Origin of the sequence: Roseovarius tolerans, assembly GCF_028885395.1 — a bacterium.
In the GTDB taxonomy this organism is placed as follows: domain Bacteria; phylum Pseudomonadota; class Alphaproteobacteria; order Rhodobacterales; family Rhodobacteraceae; genus Roseovarius; species Roseovarius tolerans.
The window spans coordinates 3,104,882-3,130,019 of record NZ_CP118494.1 but is presented as its reverse complement, the minus strand read 5'-3'; the positions used below and the strand labels follow the sequence as shown (position 1 = coordinate 3,130,019).

General features: G+C 63.0%; 26 protein-coding genes and 1 pseudogene. 3 read left to right on the top strand and 24 right to left on the bottom strand.

Going from position 1 to position 25,138, the window contains the following annotated elements; all coding sequences use genetic code 11:
• Nucleotides 1-25 precede the first annotated feature (25 nt).
• Nucleotides 26-505, top strand: coding sequence for a DUF411 domain-containing protein (locus PVU19_RS15530; RefSeq protein WP_050664022.1), 480 nt, complete (start codon nucleotides 26-28; stop codon nucleotides 503-505).
• A 67-nt stretch (nucleotides 506-572) separates the two neighbouring features.
• Here PVU19_RS15530 and PVU19_RS15525 read toward each other — a convergent pair whose 3' ends face one another.
• The 10 genes and pseudogenes from PVU19_RS15525 to PVU19_RS15480 form a co-directional block, all read right to left on the bottom strand.
• Nucleotides 573-1,589 carry an MFS transporter gene (locus PVU19_RS15525; protein WP_235575877.1) on the bottom strand — a complete coding sequence of 339 codons (1,017 nt, stop codon included), beginning with the start codon at nucleotides 1,587-1,589 and terminating at the stop codon, nucleotides 573-575.
• The gene (locus PVU19_RS15520) at nucleotides 1,580-2,068 is read right to left on the bottom strand and encodes an FAD/NAD(P)-binding protein (RefSeq protein ID WP_082237905.1); all 489 of its coding nucleotides are present in this window, start codon (nucleotides 2,066-2,068) and stop codon (nucleotides 1,580-1,582) included. The genes PVU19_RS15525 and PVU19_RS15520 overlap by 10 nt, the downstream gene beginning before the upstream one ends.
• A 439-nt stretch (nucleotides 2,069-2,507) precedes the next feature.
• The gene (locus PVU19_RS15515) at nucleotides 2,508-3,272 is read right to left on the bottom strand and encodes an SLC13 family permease (RefSeq protein ID WP_321164594.1); all 765 of its coding nucleotides are present in this window, start codon (nucleotides 3,270-3,272) and stop codon (nucleotides 2,508-2,510) included.
• A gap of 29 nt (nucleotides 3,273-3,301) precedes the next feature.
• On the bottom strand, nucleotides 3,302-4,345 hold the full coding sequence (locus PVU19_RS15510; protein WP_050664020.1) for an IS110 family RNA-guided transposase: 1,044 nt from the start codon (nucleotides 4,343-4,345) through the stop codon (nucleotides 3,302-3,304).
• A 216-nt stretch (nucleotides 4,346-4,561) separates the two neighbouring features.
• A protein-coding gene (locus PVU19_RS15505; protein ID WP_420833272.1) for an IS3 family transposase occupies nucleotides 4,562-6,072 on the bottom strand; the annotation gives its coding sequence in 2 pieces (ribosomal slippage) (nucleotides 4,562-5,653 and nucleotides 5,656-6,072; 1,509 coding nt in all).
• A gap of 46 nt (nucleotides 6,073-6,118) precedes the next feature.
• Complete coding sequence (locus PVU19_RS15500; protein WP_050664017.1) at nucleotides 6,119-7,207, bottom strand: SLC13 family permease; 1,089 nt, start codon at nucleotides 7,205-7,207, stop codon at nucleotides 6,119-6,121.
• A gap of 75 nt (nucleotides 7,208-7,282) precedes the next feature.
• Nucleotides 7,283-8,602, bottom strand: a complete 1,320-nt coding sequence (locus PVU19_RS15495; RefSeq protein ID WP_050664016.1) for a glycine cleavage T C-terminal barrel domain-containing protein — start codon at nucleotides 8,600-8,602, stop codon at nucleotides 7,283-7,285.
• A gap of 237 nt (nucleotides 8,603-8,839) precedes the next feature.
• The gene (locus PVU19_RS15490) at nucleotides 8,840-10,192 is read right to left on the bottom strand and encodes an IS1380 family transposase (RefSeq protein WP_274789781.1); all 1,353 of its coding nucleotides are present in this window, start codon (nucleotides 10,190-10,192) and stop codon (nucleotides 8,840-8,842) included.
• 95 nt (nucleotides 10,193-10,287) lie between these two features.
• A pseudogene (locus PVU19_RS15485) lies at nucleotides 10,288-10,599 on the bottom strand (MFS transporter); the annotation flags it as partial.
• 10 nt (nucleotides 10,600-10,609) lie between these two features.
• Nucleotides 10,610-10,870 (bottom strand): metal-sensing transcriptional repressor, encoded by a 261-nt coding sequence (locus PVU19_RS15480; protein WP_050664135.1) that lies wholly within the window; start codon nucleotides 10,868-10,870, stop codon nucleotides 10,610-10,612.
• A 544-nt stretch (nucleotides 10,871-11,414) separates the two neighbouring features.
• On the opposite strand from PVU19_RS15480, the gene PVU19_RS15475 reads away from it, so the two are divergent.
• Nucleotides 11,415-12,098, top strand: a complete 684-nt coding sequence (locus tag PVU19_RS15475; protein WP_235575888.1) for a HupE/UreJ family protein — start codon at nucleotides 11,415-11,417, stop codon at nucleotides 12,096-12,098.
• Between the two features lie 19 nt (nucleotides 12,099-12,117).
• Nucleotides 12,118-12,750 (top strand): hypothetical protein, encoded by a 633-nt coding sequence (locus PVU19_RS15470; protein ID WP_050664138.1) that lies wholly within the window; start codon nucleotides 12,118-12,120, stop codon nucleotides 12,748-12,750.
• A 49-nt stretch (nucleotides 12,751-12,799) separates the two neighbouring features.
• On the opposite strand, the gene PVU19_RS19355 is transcribed toward PVU19_RS15470, so the two are convergent.
• Genes PVU19_RS19355 through PVU19_RS15400 form a run of 14 tightly spaced genes read right to left on the bottom strand, consistent with a single transcriptional unit; the run spans nucleotide 12,800 to nucleotide 25,102 of the window.
• Nucleotides 12,800-12,931, bottom strand: coding sequence for a hypothetical protein (locus PVU19_RS19355; RefSeq protein ID WP_338049900.1), 132 nt, complete (start codon nucleotides 12,929-12,931; stop codon nucleotides 12,800-12,802).
• A gap of 28 nt (nucleotides 12,932-12,959) precedes the next feature.
• Entirely contained in the window at nucleotides 12,960-13,217 is a 258-nt protein-coding gene (locus tag PVU19_RS15460; RefSeq protein WP_050664140.1) for a hypothetical protein, read from the bottom strand.
• The gene (locus PVU19_RS15455) at nucleotides 13,214-13,993 is read right to left on the bottom strand and encodes a YcbK family protein (RefSeq protein WP_082237934.1); all 780 of its coding nucleotides are present in this window, start codon (nucleotides 13,991-13,993) and stop codon (nucleotides 13,214-13,216) included. Before PVU19_RS15455 ends, PVU19_RS15460 begins: the two co-directional genes overlap by 4 nt.
• A 35-nt stretch (nucleotides 13,994-14,028) precedes the next feature.
• A complete protein-coding gene (locus tag PVU19_RS15450) occupies nucleotides 14,029-14,319 on the bottom strand; it encodes a DUF6127 family protein (RefSeq protein WP_050664141.1) in 291 nt (96 codons plus the stop codon).
• Nucleotides 14,316-15,314 (bottom strand): hypothetical protein, encoded by a 999-nt coding sequence (locus PVU19_RS15445; protein WP_050664142.1) that lies wholly within the window; start codon nucleotides 15,312-15,314, stop codon nucleotides 14,316-14,318. Before PVU19_RS15445 ends, PVU19_RS15450 begins: the two co-directional genes overlap by 4 nt.
• Entirely contained in the window at nucleotides 15,311-16,180 is an 870-nt protein-coding gene (locus PVU19_RS15440) for an SPRY domain-containing protein (protein ID WP_050664143.1), read from the bottom strand. The genes PVU19_RS15445 and PVU19_RS15440 overlap by 4 nt, the downstream gene beginning before the upstream one ends.
• Nucleotides 16,177-16,854: a DUF2793 domain-containing protein gene (locus tag PVU19_RS15435; RefSeq protein WP_050664144.1), complete on the bottom strand. Its 678-nt coding sequence runs from the start codon at nucleotides 16,852-16,854 to the stop codon at nucleotides 16,177-16,179. Before PVU19_RS15435 ends, PVU19_RS15440 begins: the two co-directional genes overlap by 4 nt.
• Nucleotides 16,855-16,908: 54 nt before the next feature.
• The gene (locus PVU19_RS15430) at nucleotides 16,909-20,040 is read right to left on the bottom strand and encodes a phage tail protein (RefSeq protein WP_050664145.1); all 3,132 of its coding nucleotides are present in this window, start codon (nucleotides 20,038-20,040) and stop codon (nucleotides 16,909-16,911) included.
• Complete coding sequence (locus PVU19_RS15425) at nucleotides 20,027-20,245, bottom strand: hypothetical protein (RefSeq protein ID WP_050664146.1); 219 nt, start codon at nucleotides 20,243-20,245, stop codon at nucleotides 20,027-20,029. The genes PVU19_RS15430 and PVU19_RS15425 overlap by 14 nt, the downstream gene beginning before the upstream one ends.
• On the bottom strand, nucleotides 20,242-20,490 hold the full coding sequence (locus PVU19_RS15420) for a hypothetical protein (protein WP_050664147.1): 249 nt from the start codon (nucleotides 20,488-20,490) through the stop codon (nucleotides 20,242-20,244). The genes PVU19_RS15425 and PVU19_RS15420 overlap by 4 nt, the downstream gene beginning before the upstream one ends.
• Before the next feature lie 9 nt (nucleotides 20,491-20,499).
• Nucleotides 20,500-21,366: a phage BR0599 family protein gene (locus tag PVU19_RS15415; RefSeq protein WP_050664148.1), complete on the bottom strand. Its 867-nt coding sequence runs from the start codon at nucleotides 21,364-21,366 to the stop codon at nucleotides 20,500-20,502.
• A complete protein-coding gene (locus tag PVU19_RS15410; RefSeq protein WP_050664149.1) occupies nucleotides 21,363-22,535 on the bottom strand; it encodes a hypothetical protein in 1,173 nt (390 codons plus the stop codon). Before PVU19_RS15410 ends, PVU19_RS15415 begins: the two co-directional genes overlap by 4 nt.
• Nucleotides 22,528-24,981 carry a phage tail tape measure protein gene (locus tag PVU19_RS15405; RefSeq protein WP_050664150.1) on the bottom strand — a complete coding sequence of 818 codons (2,454 nt, stop codon included), beginning with the start codon at nucleotides 24,979-24,981 and terminating at the stop codon, nucleotides 22,528-22,530. Before PVU19_RS15405 ends, PVU19_RS15410 begins: the two co-directional genes overlap by 8 nt.
• Nucleotides 24,974-25,102, bottom strand: coding sequence for a DUF7697 family protein (locus tag PVU19_RS15400; RefSeq protein ID WP_268785206.1), 129 nt, complete (start codon nucleotides 25,100-25,102; stop codon nucleotides 24,974-24,976). The genes PVU19_RS15405 and PVU19_RS15400 overlap by 8 nt, the downstream gene beginning before the upstream one ends.
• Between the last annotated feature and the right edge of the window lie 36 nt (nucleotides 25,103-25,138).

Genomic DNA, 25,138 nt, shown 5'->3' with positions numbered 1-25,138 from the left:
CATCGAACCCCGAAAGGACAATCAGATGACCCAAGACACGTTTTCCCGTCGCACACTCCTGATCGGAGGTGTAGCCCTGTTCGCTGCATCGCCCCTGCGGGTTCTGGCACAAAGCGCCGCACCGGCGATCCATGTGATGAAGGATCCGAACTGCGGCTGTTGCTCGGCCTGGATCGAGATCCTCGAGCAAAACGGCTTCACCGTCACGACCGAGCCCAGCCTCGGGACACTGCTGATGCGCTACAAGCTGGATAATGGCATCCCGCAGGATATGGTTTCCTGCCATACGGGCCGCGTCGCGGGCTACATGATCGAGGGCCACGTCCCTGCTGCCGATATCCGTCGGCTGCTGTCCGAGCGTCCCAACGCGGTCGGGCTTGCAGTGCCGGGGATGCCCTACGGCTCCCCCGGTATGGGTCCGGAAACCCAGCGCGAGGCCTATGAAGTGTTCCTGATCCACCGCGATGGGTCGACAGAAGTCTTCTCGACCTATCCTGCTGCTTAGGGTCCGGGCGATATCCAGGCATTTTGCTCTGCCGGCCAAGCGGAGAGCCAAGGGCAATGCCAGTCGCTCAAAGTTGTGACGCCCAGCGAGGGTGATATTCGTCTACCACGAACGAGTGGGCATGCCGCCGCATGCCGTGTAAGTGCGGATGATCGAGCGGGAGGTTATCGTGGGTGTGCTCGAAGGCCTCCGGGTCCTCGCTTGGCCACAAGCGTAGCGCCGCGACGATGCCCGCACTCGCAAGGGCTGCCAGGACGCCAAGTGCTACGACCGGACCGAACCGCGTCATCAGCCAACCCGACAGTGGATAGGTGACCAGCCAGCAGGCGTGGCTCAGTGCGAATTGCGCGGCGAAGAGCGCGGGACGGTCCTCCGCATGGGCAGAACGGCGCAGGAGCCGCCCCGACGGCGTCAGAACAGTGGAATACCCCAGCCCCACAAGCAACCACGCGCCAAGCAGGACCGGCCAGACAAGTCCGATGGTCGCGGCCTCGGTTGCCAGCCCCAAAAGTGTCACCACCATCAGCGCGGCACCACCCACCATCACCGGGCGGTCGGGCATGGTGTCGAGCAGCTTTGGCAACAGCAGGGCCGCGATCATCGACCCTGCGCCAAAGGCGAACAACGTCCAGGCCAGCGCGGAGGCGTCCAGCCCCAGCGTGCTGCGCACCAGCACGATGGAGTTGACCAGCACCATTGCCCCTGCCGCTGCGGCGGCCATGTTCAGCGCCAGCAACCCGCGAAGACGCGGTGTGGCAAGGTAGATGCGAATGCCGCGGGTCGTGCGGTCATAGATGCTACGCGGCTGCGACTGTTTCGGGCTGGGCAGCAAGACCGAGACAATCAGCGCCGCGGAGGCCGCAAATCCGACCACTGTGCCGAGAAAGAGGGAGTTGTAGCTCATGACGGCGAGCAGCAGCCCGGCCAGCATCGGGCTGGCGATGTTCTCCAGATCGTAGGCCAGCCGCGACAGCGACAGCGCGCGGGTGTAGCGCGCCTCGTCCGGCAGCACGTCGGGGATCGTCGCCTGAAAAGTTGGCGTGAACGCCGCCGAGGCCGATTGCAGCAGGAAGATCAGGCCCATTTTTTTGCTGCCGCCAGAAGGTGCCGGTCAGGGTATGCGTGCATAATGCACGCGTCGTTCGTTTTCGCGTGATCGACCCAGGACGCCCACTGATCGTCGGGCGTGGTTTGTGGCTGGCCCGGCACCAGCAATACCTCATGAAAGGGACCAAAGCTGTCGTTGTTCGTCAGGACATGCCATCTGTCGCTCTTGCGGTGCAGGCGAGTCGCATGAGTCTTGTGAGCCGTCAGTTTGAAGGCGTTTCCTGCGAATTCTGTAACGTCCCGGAAGCGTTGCATCAGATAGGCCCCGAGTTCGGCACGCGATAGGATGCGATCACCGTCATGAAGCCCTTGTCCCTTTTGCCAATCGCTGAAATCACCACATGGCAAGGCCAGATTGAGGGGAATATTAACCTCTCGCAAGGGCGTGTTCAGCAGACTATGCCGGGTCTGGACAGGGTCGAAATTTGGTGCCGCACCTGTAAAGCAGCACGTCATCAAAGATCGTCAACTCAAGGGATCTGTCGCGCGCTGAGCGGCATCGTACGAGCGCCTCAATTGCGCCCAGCCCGCGGGGTCCGGTTCCGATAAGGGCAATCTTGATCGGAGGCGTTGAGTTTGCCATGGGCTATCCTTGATATCCTTCTGTCGCCTCGAGCAAAATTTCTTCGATTTCTACATTTCTGACAATATATGTAAATTCGCCGATCAATAGCAGTTTTGCCCTGCACTGCATTTACGTCCTCGTCTCATCGACACCACATTTCCAGTTGCGCGTCTTTCTGCGGCGCGGCGTGTTAGAGATGACTCAGTTTGTTTGATATATTCCAAGCCGTTTCTTAAATGGATTTCCCGCTCGGCTGCGCCGCGACCGAGTTTGGCAGGTCAATGGAACTTCGCAAGTAACGTTATACCGACACTCGCTAAAGCCGCAGCTTCAAAGCGGGAAAAAGATGCTGATCGCGAAGGACGAGGTCAGCCCTACGATCAGGTTCATCGGGACGCCGATCTTGAGGAAGTCGGTAAACCGATAGTTTCCGGCACCGTAAACCAGTGTGTTGGTCTGATAGCCGATGGGGGTCGCGAAGCTGGCGCTGGCGGCGATCATCACGGCGACTGCAAGTGGGCGCGGATCGACGCCCAACTCTGACGCCAGTGCGATGACGATGGGCGTGAATACCACGGCGACGGCGTTGTTGGTGACCGTCTCGGTCAGTATGGAGGCGGTGAAATAGACCGCTAGCAACGTCAGGAAAGGCGATAGCCCGGCAAGCAGCGGTGTGAGCATGTCGACGATCAACTCGACAGCCCCGGTATGCTCCAGTCCGGCGCCGACGATCAGCATGGCAAAGATCAGCACAAGGATCGATCCGTCGACAGATTGCCACGCCTCGTCGCTGTCGATGCAGCGCAGCAGCAGGATCGCGGCCACGGCGACCAGCGCCAGAATATTGATCGGCATGACATTCAGCGCCGCGAGAGCCACAATCCCCAGCAGCGCAATGATCGCAACGGGTGCCTGCCTGCGGCGATAGGCGCGGCCTGAAGGCTCGGTGACCGACGCCACGTCGCCGACCTCGGCCAGCGCGCGGAAACCGTCAGCGGGCCCTTCCAGCAAAAGCTTGTCCGCTGCGCGCAGGCGCACGCTCGACAGATCGGCTCCGGCGATATGGCCATGTCGGAACGCGCCCAGAACCCGCACGCCCGCGGTGTTTGATGCTCCTATGTTTGTCAAGGCGCATGGAGCGCGGTGATCGGCGCACAGAGGTTGCGGTATATCTCTCGCACGATGTATCGCTTGAGGCAGCGCACGATTTCCCGTCGCGTTTTTCCTTCCGCGGTTCGCTTGGCGGCATACGCCTTCGTCTTTTCGTCATCCCTCATGCGCACGATCGCCACGCGATATATTGCGGCGTTGGCCTGTCGGTTGCCTCCGCGGTTCAGGCGCATGCGGTTCGTCTTGCCGCTTGAGGCCGGGATCGGACAGACGCCACACATCTTGGCCAGCGCGGCTTCGGATTTGATGCGCTCGGGATTGTCTCCTACAAGGATCAGCATTTCGGCCACGGTCAACGTCGAGATGCCATGCGATTCCATCAGCTCGGGCGCTTTCGCGCAAACCATGCGCTTGAGTTCTTCTTCGTGGATCTGGATTTCCTCATGCAGTGCCAGCCAGCGGCGGGCAATTGCGCGCATCGACGCCTTGGCCGATGCGGTCGGGGAAGTGATCTTTCCTGGTCGGAGCGCCGCGATATGTCGGATCAACGAGATCGGTCCCCTGATCTGGTCGAGCGTATCACGCAACTCGACGGGCGCGTTGATGATCAATGTTTTCAGGGTGATCATCGCTTGCGACTTCGCTTTCACCGCGCTATCGCGGGCGACCTTGATGTGCCGGATCATTTCTGATGACCCTGCTTGCGTCTTGGCCAGAGCACTCGCTTGGCCGTTCAGCACCGATCTGGCGGCACTCTCTGCATCAAGGCCGTCAGTTTTGCCATGAAGATAGCGCAACTGGCGATTGGGGCGCATGACGTCGAGGACCGTGTGATCCTTTGTCAGAAGTTCTCTGGCCAGGCCCGCACCGTAGGAGCCGGTGCCTTCGATGCCGAAGGCCTTGACGCTCCCAAACCGGGTCGCCCACGCTTCCAGATCCCGATACCCTTGGCGGTTCGCCGGGACCGTCATGCCGCCGAGGCGGGCGCCCTGGACATTGATCGCGACAGCAATGTGGTTGGATTTATGCGTATCAACGCCGATGATGATCTGGTCCATGAATGCCCTTTCGCTGGAATGGCCCGGGCATCGGTCAAAGAGGACAGGACTGTGATGTTACGCAACCGTCAGGCTCCTATGAAGTCACATCTCGCCCGCTGCCGGGGCAACCTGATGGCCGACAGGTCAAACAAAAGACACGCGGTCATTCAAAGAATGAGCCAGACCATCAAGCTGCAATAGCACACTCACAGTCAAAGGAGTTGTCCGTCGATTTCATGCGGCGTCTCTGATTTCAGGGGCGCTGGTTTCGGTTTCGGGGTTCAGCCATACTGGTCCGGCGGGTTGCCAGTTTCGGGTTTTACCTGACCAGCGTTCCGGGTTTTGCGCGCGGGCATTTGCATAGAGTATGGCGCGGTTGGCGAGCGTTGCACGATCATGGCCGGCGTGGCGCGCATCTGGCGTGACGAAGCGGATGGCGCTGTGCAAGTGCTCGCCGTTATACCAGCTTGCGAAGGATTTCACCCAGGCCTGTGCCTCGGCCTTTGCGGCAAACCCCTTGGTTGGCCAGTCCGGGCGATATTTGCAGGTTCGGAACAGCGCCTCGGAGAACGGGTTGTCGTTGCTGACGCGCGGGCGGCTGTAGGACGCGGTGATGCCCAGTTTTTCCATGGTCGTCTTCATCGTCGCGCCCTTCATGGGGCTGCCATTGTCAGCATGCAGGACCAGCGGGCGCGTGATGCAGCCCTCGGACAGGACAGCCTGTCTGATCAGGGCGGACGCCAGATCTGCGCCTTCGCGTTCATGGACTTCCCAGCCGACGATTTTCCGGCTGAAGATGTCCACGATCAGGTAGAGGTAGAAGAACATGCCCAGCACCGGCCCGGGCATCCAGGTGATGTCCCAGGTCCATACCTCGCAGGGCCCGCTGGCCTGGTAGCTGGCAGGTGGCTTGCGCCGGACGGGTTGCCTTGCCCGACCACGGTGATGCTGCTGTCCATCCGCGCGCAAGATGCGGTAGAAACTCGATTCCGAGGCCAAATATCGCCCCTGATCGGCCAGTCTGGGCACGATCTGGCTCGGCGGCAGGCTGGCAAACTCCGTCGAATTGCAGACATCCAGCACGGCCGCGCGTTCAGCCGCGCTCAGCTTGTTGCGAGGGTCGGGGCGCGGCACGAGGGGCCTCTGATCGGCATGAACCTGGCCGTCCCTTGTCCATCGCCTGAAGGTTCGCTCACTGAACTCCAGCTCGGCACAGGCCTTGGCGCGCCGCGCGCCAGCGGTGACAGCCTCTTCGATCAGCAAGGTGGCGGTTTGGCGATCCGGGGTGCTGATCATGCGTCCTCTCCGTCCCCCCAGATCGCCGCAGCCTTTTTTCGCAGAACCAGCAGCGCTGCGGTTTCGGCCAATGCGCGGTCCTTGCGGACCAGGTCCCGCTCCAGATCCTTGACCCGCTTTTTCTCCTCTTTCGTCGCCTGGCTGATCCGGGCCGAGCTGCTGCGGTCCCAGTCATTCGCCTGCTCGCAGGCCGCCCGCCAAGCCACGATCTGCGCCGGATAAATCCCGCGCTTGCGGCAGTATTCGCCCAGGTCGGCCTCGTTCAAGGAAGCGGTTTCAAGCACCGCTGCGAACTTGTCACACGAAGACCAACCCTCGGGCCCGGCATCAGCATCGGGCAAAAGCTGCCCCTTGCGCCGCGCCTTGGCGCGCCAGTCATAAAGTGTCGCCTCGGAAATCCCTTCCTCCTGCGACAATTGCCGAATGGCTATGGCATTCGGCGGCAGCATCCGCTTCAGCACTGCCAATTTTCGTTCCGGTGAATATCCCACGTCATCATCCTATCCCGCCCACCTGAGAAATAGAGGAAAAACAGAGCGGCGGACAACTACGCTGACACAGGGGGCCCGCATTGCGCCCAAGCGCCAGATCGGCAACGCTGCGCCCGACAGTGTGGCGTCTGGGGGTTACGATGGCTTCGGCCGTCAGTAGCTCCGCATCGGGATCGGGCTCCGATGTGCGCCGCATCCCGACCTGCAGCCCCGCATTCTCAGCAAAGGTCAGCAGCTCGGATGTGGTGGTCACCACGATAACAGAATCCCCCTTTTGTAGAATGCAGTCCTCCAGATCGTTCCGATTGATCTTGCCAGCCCGTTTGACGCCCCTGACCTGCACGCCATCGCGCTGAAAATCAGCGATCTCGCCCAGCGGGACATCGATATTTGGATATGCTTCGAGGATCATGATTTCCGACAGGAACAGGGTGTCTCTATCGCCGCCGGCGTCGCCGCCCGCCTTGCGGTGCGGCAGCAGCCAACGCCCGAGGACCAGCAGGGTCACGCTGCCTACGGCTGTGGCGGACAGACCGACGGGCGCGATCTCGAAGATGGAAAACGGCTCCATTCCGTTTTCGCGTGCGATGCCGTCGACGATGATGTTCGTGGATGTCCCGATCAGCGTGCAGGTGCCGCCGAGGATCGCCATGTAGGAGAGCGGAATCAGCAGCCGCGTCGGCGCCAGTTTCAGGTTGTTCGCCAGCCGGATGACCACCGGGATCAGCACCAGCACGACCGGCGTGTTGTTCATGAAGGCCGAGGCGGCGACCGCCGCGACCAGAAAGACCGCGATCGCCAGCACGGGGCGATCCTGCGCACGCGTGATCACCAGATTTGTCAGCGCATCCAGCACGCCAGTGCGCACCAGCGCGCCCGAGACGATGAACATTGCCCCGATCGTGATGGGGGCCGAATTCGAAAATACCCCCATTACCTGATCGTAAGGCACCAGCCCCAGCACGATATAAAGCGCCGCCGCGCCGGACGCGGTGACTTCGGGCGGGAATTTTTCCAGCGTGAACGCAACAAAGAGAAGCAGCAGGATCCCGAGCGCCAGATAGGGGGCATTTTGCCCGACAAGATCGATCATTGCGCAGCAGGCTCCCGTGGATCATGCATGAGTGAGAATGTCATGGCACGTCTGGTGGACGGCTCAACGACGCGATCAATCGGCACTGTCGCGCCCATGCGCCTTGGCCTGTTCGCGGGCACTGGGATGAGCGGAAGAGACGAACGGCACCTCGCAGACCTCGGCTGCGACAGCTTCACCCGAGCGTTCGGCATAGGGTTCAGGCAGCTCAACCATCAATTCGGTGCCGATTTCGGATTTATCCCACGGAACGCGCGCCAGCGCGATGTTGGTCTGTAACTCCGGCAGCCACCAGGGTGAGGTGACATAGCCGCAGCGCGTTCCCTCCTTGTCCGACACCAGCCAGAAATCGGGCGCGTAGTCGGTGATCGGCTTGCCGCCCATCTTCAGCCCCACCATCGTCAGGGCAAATGGATAGTCGCCCGCCTCGATCCGTTCGCGCTGCTTTTCCAGCGCCTCTTTGCCGATATATTCGGCGGATTTCTTGCGCGGCACCTGATAGGCGAGATTGACTTGGAACGGCGACGTTTCGGCGTCCATGTCCTGCCCCCAGCTGAGGATACCGGCGGCGATACGGCGATGATGGCCCGGTGCGATCACCCGCAGCCCATAGCGCGCGCCGATGCCGCGGATCGCATACCAGACCCGCTCGGCATTGAGAGTGGAATCGCGCACATAGACCTCGTAGCCTTTTTCACCGCTGAACCCGGTCTGACTGATCAGCACCGGGCAGCCGTCTATTTCTGTTTCCATGAGACCGTAATAGGGCAGATCATTCAGTTCTGGCCCGACGACATCCACCATCAGCTTTTGTGACAGCGGTCCTTGCACCTGCAATGGCGACACGTCCAATTCATCGATCTCGATATCCCAGCGGCGGGGTGTGTTCACGCCCTGAAGCCACAGCATCAGGTCTGTATCGGACAGGGAGAACCAAAATTCATCCTCGGCCAGCCGCAACAGCACCGGATCGTTCAAGATACCGCCCTTGTCGTTGCACAGGATGCAGTATTTGCCCCGCATCGGCGCAATCCTAGTCGCATCGCGGGTGATGACGGTGTTGACGAAATCCTCGGCATCCGAGCCTTTGACGCGGATCTGACGTTCGACGGCGACGTTCCAAAGGGTCACGCCCTGAACCAGCGAGCGATATTCTGCCATCGCGCCGCCTTCTTCGGGACGGACATAGCCGCGCGGATGATACATGCGGTTATAGACAGTGGCGCGCCAGCATCCGGCCTCGACCGAGAGATGCCAGAAGGGCGATTTGCGCACGCGTGTTGAAATCAACATCTCGACCGGCGTGCGGCCCGACTGGCGTAGGTTGACGGGCACGATCCGATCGGACTGATCAACCCCGGGAACGTTTGGGTGGGTTCTGCGGTTCTCGGACATGATGTTTTCCTTTCAACCGACATTCCCCAAATGGCCTGCCGCTTGAAGCGAAAATTGCCTGACAGGGCCCAGTGGGTCAAGCGTATTGTGCTCGTGATGGCCGCGACTGCCGTGCGAGGACGCCGATTTGGGCGGATCGGGCCGTGAACCGGCGTCATCCTGCGGCAACGACTGCGTTTTTCAGCGCGGCAGGCGGACCTGTCCAGCCGCTTTCGTTCGGTTTGGGCCTGGTTTTTTTCACGCGCATGAGGGTGGCGCTCGCAATCGGTGGATCGCGGCAAGAATGGCGCGGACCATCGGGCCGGTGACCGCGACTTCGGCAAGCTGGAAGGTGATGGCGCGGGCGTGACGCACGACGCGGGCCCCCATCTTGATCAGCTTGAGCTGGAGGGATGTCAGCGACCAGTCAGCCATGGCCTCTGGGAGCTCGATGCAGCGCAGGAACGTTGCCAAGTTGTAGGCAAGGGCGTGCAGTTGCAGCCGGACCTCGTTGTCACGAAACCGCTTGCATGACAGCCGCGTCCAGCGGAAGGCGTATTTGCCTTCCTTGATATGCTGCTCGGCGGTGCCACGCTGGTTGTAGAAGCGCACCACCCAGTCCGGGTCCATCGGCATATTGGTGACGATGAAGCCGACTTTTGGGAACAGCTCGCCCGGATGCCATTCGATCTTGGCGATCACCCGGCGTGGCTTATCCCAGCTTTGCGCCTGATACTCGATGTCCTCGTAGATGCGCTTGACCTTGGTCAGCGACGGACGCCCCACAGGCCGGGCCAGTTGATGCGCGATCTTCTCCTTGAGCACTGCATTGGAGGGCAACCGGATGGTGTAGAAATAGCCCGTCTCTTCCAGCCGCGCGTAGATCGCAGGGATCGCATAGGCGGCGTCGGCACGGAAGAAGCGCATGAGGTCGCGCTTGGCATATCGGGCGATGACAGGATCGAGCACATCCTGCCAGCCGTCAGCACTGTGGACGTTGCCATTGCGCAGGGCACAGCGCTCCAGCATGCCGAACTGGTTGAACAGGAAGTTTGGGTGATAGCAGGTGCAGTCAAAATGCCCGTTCCAGGCCGAGCCCTCCTGGTCGCCATGGGTGGGGCTGACAGAGCTGTCCATGTCCAGCACGATATACTTCAGCCCGTTGCGGTCGTGGAAGCGGTCGATCCATTGGCCGTTCAGGTCTGCCAACGCCGCCCGGTTCTCAGCCAAGGCCAGCGTCTCGGTCTCGAACCGCCCCATTTGCGAGGCCGAGGCAGCCTGTGTATCGACAGCCCGACCACCGACAACCTGACGCATCACGGGATCGAGCGCGAGACGGTCGGCATCGTTGACGTCCTCGTATCCGGCCAGCCGCCCGAACACTGACTGCCGGAACAGCCCGTCGAGCCGATGGACGGTGTTCTTGCCGGTGCGGTTATCGCGTAGCGCCTCTGACGCAAGGCCCGACAGCCCGAGCGCGTCATCGAGCTCGCGCATCACCAGCAAGCCGCCGTCCGAACTGATCTGCGCACCCCGGAACTCCAGCCGCACGCGGCGGTCGAAATCGACCCGATCACCCCGATCCGAACTCGCACCCTCTGGGTGATCCATAAAACACGTCCCTCTCAGCCATCAACACTATGATTTATATAGGAAATAACGAGTTCAGGACAGCGAAATCACAGATTTACTTGGGGAATGCGGGTCAGGATGTAGACCTGCCAGACTTCCGTGACGAAAGGCAGGCAAAGCGCCACGCCCGCCCGCACCAGATCCAGCCCCACCAGAAGTGCGCGCCGGTTCACCCGATTGGCAAACGCGCCTGCGATAGGAGCGATGCCGACATAGGCGACCATCTTGATGGTGAAGACCGTGCCCAGCACCATCGCCGCGTTGTCGCCTGCCAGATCGTAGGCCAGAAGCCCGAGCGCGACCGTGGCAAGACCCGTGCCCAGAAGGGCGACGACCTGCGCTGCGAAGAGATGGCGGTAGGTTCGATCGGCAAGGACGTCCAGCACGGCGGTGACCTCAGAGGTATCGTGAAATGGCTTTCAACTCGTCGCGATCGGCAGGCGAATGCTCGGCGTCGAGGCAATGATCCAGGTGATCGTGGATCAGGGCGCGCTTGGCGTTCACGACGGCTTTTTCGACTGCCTGCATCTGTTGCGCGATCTCGAGGCAGGGCTTTCCAACCTCGATCATCTCGATCACGGCGCGAAGATGCCCATCGGCGCGCTTCAGCCGGGCAACGAGAGCGGGATGGGTTGCATGCACATGGGGCTTTGTCATAGAACGACGCTATCCTCCCCCAGGGGATAGAGCAAGATGGCACGACCAACGTGCCGCGAACTTAAAACGAGCAGGCAGGCAAACCGGTGAAACCCTTGCGAACATACGGACGAAGTGTGCTTGCGGCGCTTCTTTGCCTGTCGCTTGTGGTCTGGTCCATCGCGCCAAGCACAAGCCACACTCCTTCGGTGTTCGATGTTGTTGCTGACCATGCTGAAATGATTGCGGAACACGGCCATTCGCACGGGTTCGAGGAGGATCTTTACTGGGCGCTCCATGGACACAGCCATGATGTGGCCGACCATGATCACAGCCAGGCCCTTCTCGCACTTCGCGCAAGCGCGCACCCATCCTGGGGATACCGGGATAATTTCCGGCTTCACCCGTCTTCAAGCGGGCCGCATCGCGCATATCTGATCGAACGACCTCCGCGCGCCTGATCGGCGCGGCCTCCGCGCAGCTTCACCGATCAGTCAACAAAACACACCGGAGATCCACCATGACCTTAACTTCGCGGGTCCTGCGGGCCTTGGCACCACGCCAGATGGCCACGCTGACCTTCATTATGCTGGCGGCATTCATGCTGACCGTCAGTCAAGCTCTTGCCCACAACGTCACTGCTGGCGACGCGGGCTATATTCAGGAAATCTGGGGGGTGAAGATCATCCCCTTCATCTATCTCGGCGCCAAACACATGGTGACCGGCTACGACCACATCCTGTTCCTGCTCGGCGTTGTCTTCTTTCTCTACAAGATGAAGGACGTCGGCATCTATGTCAGCCTGTTTGCCATCGGCCATTCGGTCACGATGCTCTTGGGCGTCTGGTATGGCTGGGGCATCAATGCCTACATCATCGACGCGATCATCGGCCTGTCCGTGGTCTACAAGGCGCTCGACAACCTCGGCTATTATCAAAAATGGTTCGGCTTCCAGCCCAACACAAAGGCCGCGACGCTGATCTTCGGCCTGTTCCACGGTACGGGCCTGGCCACCAAGATCCTCGAGTATGACATCCCGCAGGACGGGCTTCTGGCGAACCTGCTGGCGTTCAATGTCGGCGTCGAGGTGGGCCAGTTGCTCGCGCTCGCCGTGATCCTGATCGTCATGGGGTATTGGCGCCGCCATCCCAACTTCATGCCTCAGGCTACCGTCGCAAACCTGGTGATGATGGGCCTCGGCATCTGGCTGACCGGCTATCAGATCGCCGGTTACATCGCCTCATCATAAGCAAAGATTGGATACCCACATGAACAACGCACCCAAACCGAACCTTGAAGATTTGCCGACCAAGGCGCAACTGTTCCGCTCCAGCATCATCGCGGGCATCGGAGCGGTGGTGATCCTGGTCACCGTTTACCTGCCCGCGGAACATGCCATCGACCCGACCGGAGTTGGTCGCGTGCTTGGCTTGACGGAAATGGGAGAGATCAAGGTCCAGCTTGCCGAAGAAGCCGAGGCGGATCGCTTGCTGGACGAGCAGCATGCCTTGGATCAATCCTCCAGCGTTCTTGACGCCGTCTTCGGCCTGTTCGTCGGCACAGCCCACGCGCAGGACGCACAGCAGACGTGGCAGGACACCGTAACCTTCGTTCTGGAACCCGGCGGCACCGCTGAAATCAAGATGACGATGGAAGCCGGAAACGTGGCCGAGTACGCGTGGACAGCGGCCGGAGGGCGGGTCAACTTTGACCTGCACGCTCACAGCGGCGGTGAATCGGTCGACTATGAGCGTGGCAGCGGCCAGACGTCGGGCGAAGGCAGCATCGAAGCTCCCTTCGCCGGGGACCACGGGTGGTTCTGGCGGAACCGGGACAGCACGCCGATCACGATGACAATCCAGTTGCGTGGCGAATACAGCGACGTCGTAGAGACTTACTGAAGCCCCCTGCGCCTGCGGCCTTCCGCAGGCGCAGATTTCCGCCCGGGCTTCAATCGCAAGCCCGGGCTTGATCACGCATGACGTTGTAGTCGGCGAGCATCTCGGCGATGGACGATCCGTCCGGAAGAATCCCGAGTTCCTCGGCCGCACGCGCCTGGAACTCACGGGTGTACTCCACCACTGGTGGGCAGACAGTGGCGATGCGAGGTTCAGAAACCCCCGTCGCGCAGCCGGTCAACCAGCTCGTCGCGATCACGAGGACGGCTAGCCGCCGCCTCAAACATCCGGCGTTGAATTTCATTGGCATTCTCTGTGGTTTCGAGACGTTCAGCGATCCGCCCGACGTGCTCGCCGGAACCGCGGACCGAAAGCAAGAACAGGACGATGGCGACAGCCATAGCTCCGTAGCGCAAAGCGGCCCGCGCCGATGGGCTGGCGGCGATCCCGCCGAAAATGGTCGCGATCATCTCTTCCCCCGTTTCCAATCATCAAGCCGGGCATAGATCGTGACCGCGATCCCTCCGAGCGCCACGGCGATGAACACCCATCGGAGTGTGTCGAGGTATGGCACCAGCGGCAGAACGGCGGCCTGCATGTCAGCCAGGACATTCTGCGCGACCTCGACACCGGCCGCACCTACAGTCGCAACCCCCGCCGTCCCGGTGCCTTTCAGTGTCCGGCTTTGCGCCAGCACCTCCCGCGCCTGTGGGGCCTCGGTTGCAAAAGCGGTCGCCCGGATCGGGAACCGCTCACCCCATGAACGCGCTGGGCCCAGATCGATATGCATGAAGCCAGTGCGAGGATATGTGCCAAAGCCAAGGAAACCCACAGCACGGGCGGCTTCCGCGAATTTCACCGGATCATGGTTTGACATGGCGATATCAAAGGCTGTGCCATCCATGTGCTTTGAAGCCTTCGCTCCGCCAACCGCGCGATTGTGCTCAGGACTGCGATAGGCGGAGCGCACGATCAGCGGCTTGCCCAGCCGGTCGCGGAGCGCCTGAAGCTTGTCCAATGCCTCCGGGTGCAGCTTCAACTGGCCCGTGCCGCGGCAGGCGATCTCAGCCGGGCTGAAGTTGGGCCAGCGCCACAGAGTATCGGGGACATCACGAAAATGACGGAAAGTGCGGATGGGATCGGACACCGGGTTCTCCAATGAGGTTGGGAATGACAGGGAACGACCTGCAGCCCGTGAGGCTGCAGGGGATAAAGACGGGTGAATGCAGAACAGAACAGTTGGCATGGCGAGAGAGCCGGTGCCGGTAGCGCGTACGAGTTTCAGCCGCCGTGGCCGAACACCTTCAGCTTCAGCGCAATCCCGGCGAGCAGTGCGAGGATGACGCCGGTGGTGATGATATGCACCGTGGTCTGCACGGCGGTGCGGCGCACAAACCGGATCGAGGCCAGCAGGCTGCGCAAATCACGGATGTCGAGCGCGGCCTCGCCACCATCGAGCCCAACATCGGCCAGCGCGCGTTTTGCGCCTTCCTCGGCCGCACGCGCCAACAGTTCTTCGAACTCGGCGTCTGGCATGCGGACATGGCCCTGCCCGGAGCGGCGCGGGCTCATACGGACAGGATCCCGGCTTCCGTGGGTAGGGTCAGATCGCTCCAGGGGCTGTTATCGACGGGATTGAGCGCCCACGTCGAATAGACCGACGCTGGAGCGATGATGGGCAACGTCACAGCCACCGCATCATGGTTAACGCCTCCCATGCGCAGGAACCCTGCCGTCGCTTGCGGCCCATCGGTTCCCGCCTGTGCGATCTGCTTGAGATGCACGCCTGCTACTGCCGAGATGGCTGCCGGGCCGGTGGGGCCGCTTAGGGAAAAGGAGAGACGCTGGGCCGGAAGTGTGCTGGCAACGCGGGATGCAAGATTACCATCCTTGAGCGCATCGACGCTGCCGATTAGCTCGTTGTAGGTCGCCACAGTATTAGGAACACGGCGGACGAAGCGGCGTCCAATGGTGGAAACACCGTCGAGGAGCGCGATATGGGCATAATACCATGTGAAGTTGGAGAATGAGCCGTGCAATCCGCCATTGCCGAAGACCAGATGCGCCGGCTTGCCCTTGCCAGCCGTATTGGCCGCCGTGGCCGTGCTCTGCAGCACACCGTCGACGAAAAATTCGATGGTGATGTCGGTATCGACCGCCAGCCGGACATCGACCCATTGCGGCTGGCCGCTGGTGGCAAAGTAGCTGGACGATCCCTGCAGGGTCGTGTCGCCATGGGCTTCGGCATGATAGCGGTTGGTGCTGCTCAGCGGCCGGACCCGGGCAAGTAGACCATTGCTGGCGCTGAAGAAGTCGAGGAAGGCCGCACTGGCTTCTATAATGTTATGCGCGTCACTGCTGGGCGGCACGTAGCGAAACCCAAGCCACAGATCGCCCGTCGGTGAAGCATGTGTGATCCTGAATGGCGCATAGACGCTGCGCGCGCCGGTGAACCGCAGTGTATTGACGTCGAGGGTTGCGTCAAACCCTGCAGTGACTGTGCTGAGATAACCCGAGATGCCGGAGATATCCGTGGGCTGATGCCCAAGATGCAGGATGTGTGTCATGGCAGTTCCACTTCGATGTAGAGGGTTGCGTGTGCGGCGGTGAGCAAGCTGCTGCCGCCATGCTCGATAAAGATCGATGCGACAGAGTTGGTCAGGCGGCTATCGCCACCCATGTCGATCCAGAGATCGGCCGCCCCAATGGTCAGGTTCTTGTCCCAGGCAAACTCAAGGTAAGCATGTGCCTCAAAGATGCGCAGGTCCGGTTCTTCAAAGCCCAACGCGCGCACGCTGGGCGGGACCGGATAGCTGAACTGCGAGGGCTGGGAGCGTAGGGTACCGCCGTCGCCGGGATTGCGCCCGTGGACCTGCGGATAGAAGGCAGCGCTGCCACCTGCAGTCCAGGTGGGTGCCCCGCTCACCGGATCGTCGCGCCAGACACCGTTCTTGCCGATCCACAGACTGGCGGCGGCGGGGTCTAGCACGAACATCAGCACATCGGCTGCCCCGAAGGGGGCAAGCCCAGTGAGACGCTGACTGGCCGAGGCGGTGTTCGAGGACCAGAGCGTGCCATTACCACGATAGCCGATCGAGCCAAGCGTGATCGGGTTGTTGCCGGTGTCGAATTCATCGCGCTGCGCATCAGAGACGACGCCCATGTAGCCGTCGAAGCTGGCGGCCCCACTTGCGGCGCAGAGCACCTCCCAATAACGCCGCCCGTCCGAGGGCAGGATCGCCTTCGCGGTGGGGACCCAGCGCTGATAGTTGGACCCGCCCGAGGTATTTATGGCGGTCTGATTGCCATCTGACAGCGTGTAGCCCGGTGGCTGTCGCGTCACGTCGAGTTGCCAGACAAAGCCGATATCGACCGGCGGCGCGGTATCGCCGCCTTGCACCAGGATTGCCGCGCGCATCATGAACAGGCTCACGTCACGGCCCCCGCCAGTGCGCCCTGAACAACCCAGGCATCCGCCCCGCGCTTCACGAGGGCTGCGCCCGACCATTGGCCATCGAGCGCGACCGAGCCGCCTGTTACGCCGTTAAGCGTGACCCCAGTTGCTGCCGCGACAGTGGCGATCCCGGCGCCGACCTGCGTGACATTGACCAGTGTGCCGATCTCGAAGGGCACGGTCGCCTCGGGCGGGATCGTGACGGTGACGGCCGACGAACCAGTTGTCTCGAGAATGCTTCCCAGATCGACGGTTTCCAGCGTATGGCTGGTGGCCGTCAACGTCCGGATAAGCACCACACCGGGACGCGGCACCTCGACCCATGCGCCGCCCGTGAAACGGACATGCCGCGCTTCGTCGCCGATCCAGACCTGCCAGCCCTCCTCAGGGGTCAGGTAGACCCATGCGGCCACCCCGGCTGGCGACTGGTCCCAGAGGGCGAGCGCGTTGGCATTGGCGCCTGCTGTGGCGGGCACGATGGCGATCTGTCCCGCCGTGCCGGTGACAGGCAGTGCGGCAGTCCGCGATGTGGCACGCCCCTGAACCAGTGCCGAGAGGCGACGCAGGTCTTCGCTGAGGCTGGTGCCCCAATCGCGCTGGCCGGAGTCATAAAAGGCGCGCAGCCCCAGCCCCGGCATGATCCGTTCGGGCATGCTTGTCCTCGCTTGTCGTTGAGAAGGTGGAAGTGATGCTGTTTGTGATCGCGCTCAGCTGCCCCAGAGAAAGCCCCAGCCACGATCCCATCCGGCGGCGAAAGGCGCGGTCAGCTGGTACCGGCGCGCTTCCCGGTCGGTGAGCCAGCTGCCTCCGACCAACCGGCGCGATCGGACGGCGATGTCAATTTCAGCCGTGCGATCCGGCGCGCCGGTTTCGGGGATGGCCTCGGGCGCCAGCGTCCAGCTTGTGCCGCTGCCAGCGTCGATGACGATGCTGGGCGGCATGATGGCCACGCCGGTGTCAGAGTCAATCCAGCGCACCTCGATCGCATAGCCGACGCCCGGCTCCGGCCCGATGGAGCCGCCCGTGTGATCGACGATGACCGGGCTGGTCTGGGTGAGGCGATCGCGATGGGCCCACGTCAGAACCAGATCACCGGCCACCAACACATCGACATCGGGCGTGTAACTACCATTGCCTTGCACCCGCCCGGGCGGCAGGGGTCGGATGGCCCGTCTGTTCAGCGTCACGCTGTCTTCCGGGGCCAGCGCAAAGGCGAGCGTGCCGCGGCCGGTCTCGGGCAGTAACCGCACCGCAAGTGCTTCTCCCGCCGCCCAGCTTTCTTCAGTGATCCGCGCACCTTCGTCAAAGAAGACCACCGGCGTGCCTGCCGCATGCGCGCGCGGTACGGTGTCGAGGCAGCCCCGGGCTACGGTGAGGGCTGTGGAAGTGATCCCGTCGACGCGGACTAATTCGCCGTCGATGCTGGCCAGCGTGCCAATCCCGACCTCGCCAATGTCGCGCCACCCAGAGACGGGGATGACTCGCGCCTCCGGATCGTCCGACAAATCGGCCGACAACAACGCCGTCGGCGCGAATGCGACCACGCCCTCCTGTGCAGGACCGGTACCAGGGTCGATCCAGAGTTCTGCCACCAGCGCGTCGGCGCTGGGACGTTCGCCAGTAGCGACCAGCGCGCCCGCATCCGGATCCTCTGACAGAATGCGGTCGGCCTCGCTGTGGCCCAACTCGCGGACCAGCAGCCAATACGGGGCCTCCGCGACCATGCGCCGGGTCAGCGCCCGTGGCGGTGCGGCGACTCCTGTGCCAGTGGGCATGCGCCCGCCAGCAATGGCGGTGGCCCCCAGTGCAAAGACATCCTCGGCGAGCTTGAGGCGGATACCGTTGTCGCGGCCGTCGCCCTGGCCGATCTCAGAGATGCGCATGACGACGTCATTGAGTCCCAGCCGACCCGACTGCAGCCGGATCACATCGCCGGGCCCGAGGTCCGCGCCTTGCCGGTTCACCACGATCTCGCCCGACAGCAGCGGCACCGAAAGGGCCCGCAGGTCGCGCTCAGCCACGCGGATCGCCAGCCCCTGATAGCGGATGCCCGGATAGTCCAGTGTGGTCGCGATGACTTCGCCCATGGCCTGAACCCTGGCCGTGTCAGTCACGCTGACCGCACCCGTGTCATCCGTCCAGGCATCAGTGAAGCGCACGGTGACGCTGTTCACGAGGTCCGAGGGCGCGCGCCGCCCCAGCCGACCCCAGTCCACAACATTGGTGTCGTCGAAGAGTGGCAGGCTGGCCGCGACATAATCCGCCCGGATGAGCTTGAGCTCCCAGAGCCCGGTGCGCCGGTCGATGAACAGCGTGGCGTCGATGTGGTTGAGAACGCTGCCGATGAAATCCTCGATGGAACTGTCCTGTTGCCAGATCAGCGAAAGGCCGAACCCCTCGGTGTAGAGCGTATCCGCCGCGCCGGTAAAACTCGCCCCGATCTCGACTGTGGAATAGCCCAGACCCCAGTCGCGGTTGGTCAGGCATTCGCGGATGATATGCGCGGGGTTCATATCGGGCCCGTTGCCGAAGGCCCCGCGCAGGGAGGCGACCAGCGCCTGCGGGTTCCCGGGCGGGATCACTGGCACGCCGTCGACAGGCGTGTTGTCGATGCGCGCGGTGAAGGTCGTGTTGGTCAGCGCGATGTTGAAGCCGAAAATGTCTGCCGGCGGCAGGGTGGCGATGGTGGTGACTGCTGTATCAACCGAGGAGACTGGTGATGGCTCACCATCTGTTACGAAGATGACAATCCTGCGCTTGGACCCGCCACCGGCAAAAAAGGTCGCTGCTTGTGAAAAGGCTGCGTTAAAGCTGGTGCCGCCCGAGGTGCTGTTTGACAGCGCCAGCATCCAGGCCTCGAGCGCTGCATAATCGTCTGGACCCATGTCGCGCCGTTCGATCGCGCCTGCGACGCCCGCGTTCCACAGCACGATGCGTATGTCATTGGGCCGGTCAGGATCGACACTCGCCCCGATCTCGCGGATCAGCGCCGCGACGCCCGCCTTCTGCGCCGCCATACGTGTTCCCGACATCGAGCCCGAGACATCAAGTGCTACGTAGATCGCCGCATCCGAGATATTGGCCTCTGGCACGATGGGGGCCTTGCCTGGATACCATTGTACTGAACCCGCTTCGCCGGTCAGCACCCGGGTCACGCGCACGGCCCAAGGCTTCAGATAAGGGTTGATGCCGAGATACACCTGCCGCAGCACCAGGCTGCAAAGCCCGCGATAGGCTGGCACATCTCCATTTATGCGTGCCGCAAGATAGTCGTTCTGCCCCTGGCCCGGCCCGCCCATCAGCACATCGACATTACCGACGATCCCACCCTCACGGCTTTCTCCACCAAAGAGGTCTGGCTTGTCGATCCGGATGCGCCCACCACCCGCACCGGCATTACTGGCGGCAGTCGTTGCCTCGAACACCTCAACCGACTGCGCCGGGAAGCTCAGTCCTTCGGGGAGGACGGACCAAGAGGTGACATTGCTGGCGGCATTGAAGGCAACGCCGCGCAGCGTGACCGTCTGGCTCGCGCCATTCGCCAGCCGCAAGCGGTAGTCCCGGCCGATCCGCACCCCGGCCCGCGTCCCCAAAAAGTTGGTTGTGGCGCCAGTGTCGCCTGCGAGGGCGGCGGTGGCGACCATGCCCGCAACCGTGCCGATGCGCACTTCGACTGCCGCGCCACCGCCCGAGACACTGCTGCCTGTGGTGACTGACCAGGCAGTGCGGCGGTCGACAAGGATCTCCCGGATCGCATCGATCGGCCCGTGGCAAAGCGCCATATGCATTCCGAGCGAATAGCGAAAACCGACCGTCTGCGCCTTGCTACGCCCGCCCATCGCTGGCCTCCATCGTTGCGGCGCGCGTTTTGGCGACCTGAATTACTGGTTCCACCAGCGCGTCATTGGTGGCGCGCAAGCGATCAGCGTCTATCCCGTGGGTCAGAAAATCCTGCCAGTCCAACCCATGACGGCGGAACCATGGCCGCACACCGGCGAGGCAATAGCGAGCATCGCGAAGGTCATGGATTGTCACGCGCGTCACTTCTTGCCGCCTTTCTTCTTGATCGGGTCCACTTTCAGATCCCCCGCCCAGACCACGTTGGGTCCGGTGATCAGCACGGTGCCAAAGATGACCGGGATTGGGCGGCCTTCCTCGGCCGTGGGCAGGCTGAAATCATCAAGCCCCGCAGCGAGAGGCTTTTCGACCTTCGGGCGCGGGCTCAGCGCATAGGATATCGCCGAGAGCACCAACCCGAGAACGAGCTGCGCGATGAAGTTCCAGACCATGATGAATTCTCAGACGATAGAGCCGCCGCCGAAGGGGTTGCGGCCGGGGATTTCGGGAAAGCCCCCGAAGTTCTCGAGATTGCCGAACTTGGCCGCGCAGGTGCTGGCGCGCAGATCGCAACCCGGGGCGATGTCGGCGAGGACTGGGAGGGGGTCGCCCGTATCCGGGTCGACTTCCGGCATGGTGAGCGCTGCGGCCAGTTCCGGCATCGGGCGCGAGAGCGTTATGGTCCCGGCTGAGTGGCCATTGATGAACCCGAGTTGCGTTCCGAACCGCAGCACACCGCCGCGATACCAGCCGTTCGGTGCGTTGGCAGCTTCGGGGATTGTCACCGACGATACGCCATTTGCAGTGGCTGTCACTGTGCCTGTAAGCCAGGAAAGCGCGATGTCGAGCCCACAGCCCCTTCCGTAGAGGGCATGACGGCAGAGCCGCTGGTATTTTGCCCGCACACCCGCGCGGCGCAGCGTGCTAAAGATAGACTCCGCCTGCAGCAAAATGCGCTGGCCCTCGACCTCTGCGCCCACCACACGGCCCTTCCAATGGGCCACCGTCTCGCCCAGCACCTGCTCGTGGCCGCGAAAGATGGTCAGCGTGACAGGCGTATTGCCCAAGGGGGCAAGGAAGCGCCGTGCAAAGGAATGCGAGAGCGGCCAGGTCAGTTCCAGCCGCCCGCGCTCGATCTCGCTTGTCTGCACCACATCGCCATGCGCAACGGCGGCAGGTTCCCATGTGATCATGTCCCCGGTGCCGCCCACGCTGGTCCATGCCCTCGCGCGGCTGGTAAAACGCCAGACCTGATCGCCCTCCACGAACTGGTAGAGGTAATAGGGGCGGCCCTCGGCTGGGGAGGTCTCGACGGAGGTGTAGGTCATGCAGGAACCTCGATGACAGGCAGTGTTACCTCGCTGGAAACGGCCCCGTGTTGGATCTCGACGCGGTCGGCATCCGAGCGCATCGCGGTCAGGAAATGCACCTTGGTCGTGAGTGGGACCGGTTCTCCGAGGTTCGAGGACAGTGTTAGACGATGATCCGCTCCCTCGACGATGGCGGCGGTGATCGTGCGGAAGCGCAGCGCGCCGGGCATCTCCAGCATGATCGGGCGGCCCACATAGGCCGCGAGGGATGCGACCGGTGCCACGCGCATCAGCACCGATCCTGACGTCATGGCCGTGCGCAATTGCAGCTCATAGCCCCACGTAGGCACCCAGAAGCTGGTTTGCCGCCCCCGGAGCGACCAGAGCCAGCGGCGCAGGGCGTGACGCGCGCTCAGACCTTGTGCCTTCAGCGTGATCGTCTCGCTCCGCTCGAAGACATCGCGCATCGACTCCACCACAACGGGTCCGAAGCCATTGTCGACATATTCGACGGCACGGCGCAGGCTGGCGGTGAGCGGGCGGCGCACAAGGCTCTGGTCTGTTTGCACCGGGCGGTTGAGATAGATCGGCATTGCCGGTGCCGCGAGATCTGGCGCATCGCGTAGCAGAAAACTGGCGGTGACAGTGCCATCGCCCTGCCTGCGGCGCACGATCTCGACCGCTGAGGTCAGCAAGCCCGCCCGGATCGGTGCGACCGTGACCCTCTGCGCCACCACAGTTGGGCTGGGCAGCTGAAGAACCAGCGGGTCAGCCAGGATCAACCGGTCAGCCTGAACGCTGGCGATGACTACCGGCACCGACGCCTCGCCATCGACCGCAATCGCCGCCCTCTCGCCGCCACGGAAATCCGACAGACCCGTGTCGAGCAGGATCTCACTCGCGCCCTGCACCAGGTCTGCCCCTGGCTGCAGCGCCATGTGCCAGAGCGGCACAAGCCAGTCGCTCGCAAATCCTGCCCGCGCCAGTTCCGCAGCACGGGCCATGCCAAGCGCGTCCAGACGATGGCGAAAGGTCGCGATCTCGCGCGGGCGGGGCCGGAGTGCGATGCGCTGTTCCCCCAGCTTCGCCTGCAGCACATCAGTGCGCCATTCCATCACCTCGGTGATCTCCTGCGCCGCCGGGAAGGACCAGAGCAGCGGCGGGGGCAGGCCTACCTGCTCAGGCATTCAATGCACTCCGATTGCGACGGATAACGTTCAGGATGGTCCGCTCACCGGAGGCCGTGGCGAGGTAGTCGCCGACCACGGACGGGTCGAGGACGTTGATGATGCGGGTCGACATGTCCTGCGCGGGTTGCGTCGCTCCGGCGCCGTTCATCTCCACCCCGAGCCGCCCGTCACGCCCGCGGCGCAACGGCAGGATCGCCTCGGGCCCGGCCTCACCCATCAGCCCGATGCCGCGCGAGAACGGAAACACTGTGGGACGGTTCACCACGCCACCGCGGGCAAAGGCGGTCAGTTCTTGACCCCCGGCGAAAACGCCGCCGCGGGCAAAGCCGAAGAGGCTTGCGAAGAAACCGCCACCGCCTCCCATGCCGGAAAAGGCGTTGATCAGCGCGTTCTCAATCGGCTTGAAGGCCGCCTCGATCAGCCGGTTGGCAAGGTTTTGGGCGATGTTTGAGACAGCGCTGGCGAAGGTCTCCCAGCTTAACTCACCTGACTTGAGCGCATCCTTGATCGGCCCGACGATGTCCTGTGCCAGACCTTGGGCGATCTCGCGCGAGCGTTCCTGCGCGGCACGAACGGCCTCAGTTGTGGCCTCCCACGCATTACGGGCGGTGTCCGCCGCCTCGCGCAGCGCTTGACCAGCGCTGCGACCGGCACCACCCGCACGCCCTGCGGTCTCACCGGTCGCGTCCAGCGCTTCCCCCAGCCCTTCGGCGGCAGTGCGCGCGCCTGTGAGTGCGGTTTCAGCCTCAACACCGCTTGCGGCGACCGCCTCGCGCAGGGCGGCCACTGACTCCAGCGGCGCGGTCGCTGCCTCGACCACACCCGTCATCGTCGCGCGCAGCGCCTCGGCTTGACCGCGCGCTTCCTCGGCATAAGCACCGAGCCCGATGTCGGGCATCTTGATCGGCTCGGTATTGAATGCCGCCTGAAACGCTGCCCGGGCCTCGGCCCCAGCTTCAGTTGCCGACCCCGCGAAAGGATTGTCGATCCGGCCCAGTTCCAGATTGCCGATCAACGAGACACGTCGCTCGATACCCAGCGCCTCGAGGCCCGTATTGATCCCGTCCAGAAATCCATTGATGCGCTCACCAACGCCATTGAGCATCGCCTCGACGCCTGCGATCAGCGCATTCGCTGCCTGGAACGCGAAATCACCAATCGCAGCGGGCAGCGCGCCCCAGAGCACCTTGATCGCCTCAAACGCCCCCTGAAACGTATTGATCGCCGCATTGCCAAATCCGACCACCGCTTCCAGCGAGGCCTGCAGTGCCTCGGCGATGGCAGCCTTCATCTCGGCCCAGCTGGCCATGATCGCGAGCCCCATAGCGACAGCACCCAGCTGCATGCGTTCCCACACCTCGCGTGCGAGATCGCCCAGAAGCGAGAGCGCGTTGCCGAACCCGCCCGCGCCGCGCACCAGCCGCCCAAACCAGTGGATCAGTTCTCCTGCCGCGACGACGAGGCCGATGAGTGGCAGACGCAGCAGCGCCCCGCGCAGGATCACCAGCGCCATGGCAAGTCCGCGCACTGAGACCGCCGCGGCAATCTTGGCCGCAACAAAGCGCCCAGCCATCAGGGTAGCAATTCCTATGGCATAGGCTGTCAGCCGTCCAAGGTTCTCGAAAAGTGTCCGAATGGCGATGCCGAGCGGCCCTGTGGTGCGTGCCACCGCGGCCATCGCATTGGCCACGGCTTCCAGCGCAGGCGCTGCGGCGACCGCCAGCTGGTTTGAGAGCCCGCGCCAGATCAACCCCAACCGCGAGATCGCATCGTTGGTGCGCTCGATCTGGGCAGCGTCCTGATCGGACACAACCACCCCGAAATCGCGCACGTCCTGCGTGGCCTGCCGCAGTGTGGCTGTGTCGATGCGCGTGAACACCAGCCCAGCGCGATCCCCGAAGAGTTGCGAGGCCACCGCAGCGCGTTCGGCTTCTGGCACGAATTCCGCCAGCCGGTCCTGGATCAGCGCAATACGCTGGTCCAGCGGCAGTGCCTGCAACTCGGCTGCTGACAGTCGCAAACGGTCGAGCGCATCTGCAGCAGGGCCCGTGCCAGCAGCGGCCTGGCTCAGCCGTCGCGTCAACTGCATGGCGGCCTGTTCGACCTGACCCATCGACACGCCGGCCAGATCGCCTGCGCGTTCCAGCACCTGAATGCTCTCGACCGTAGTGTCGAGCGAGGCGGCCAGCTTGGCCTGTGCATCCACCGTCTGCAGCCCTGAGCGGATCATCGCCGTGGCCGCCGCCGCAATGGCTACAGATGCTGCGGCCATCGCCACCCGCGCTCGCCGCGCAAACGCGGCCAGCCGGGTATTTGCGCCTTCCATTTCACGTGACAGCCGACCAAAGCCGCGCGATCCAGCTTCGCCGACACCTTCCAGCTCGGCTTTCACTTGGCGCCCGCCAGTGGCGGACAGGCGCACGCTGACACGTTTTTCAGTCATCTTGTCCTGCCATCTGCTCGTTAAGCTGCCGCACCATCACCGCCTCAATGACGGGAAGGAATTCGACCGCTGCGCGACAATCCACGCCCAGTGCCTCGGCCATGGCGAGTGCTGCGCTCATGTCCCAGCCCAACACAACGCCGGGCACGGCCCGGAT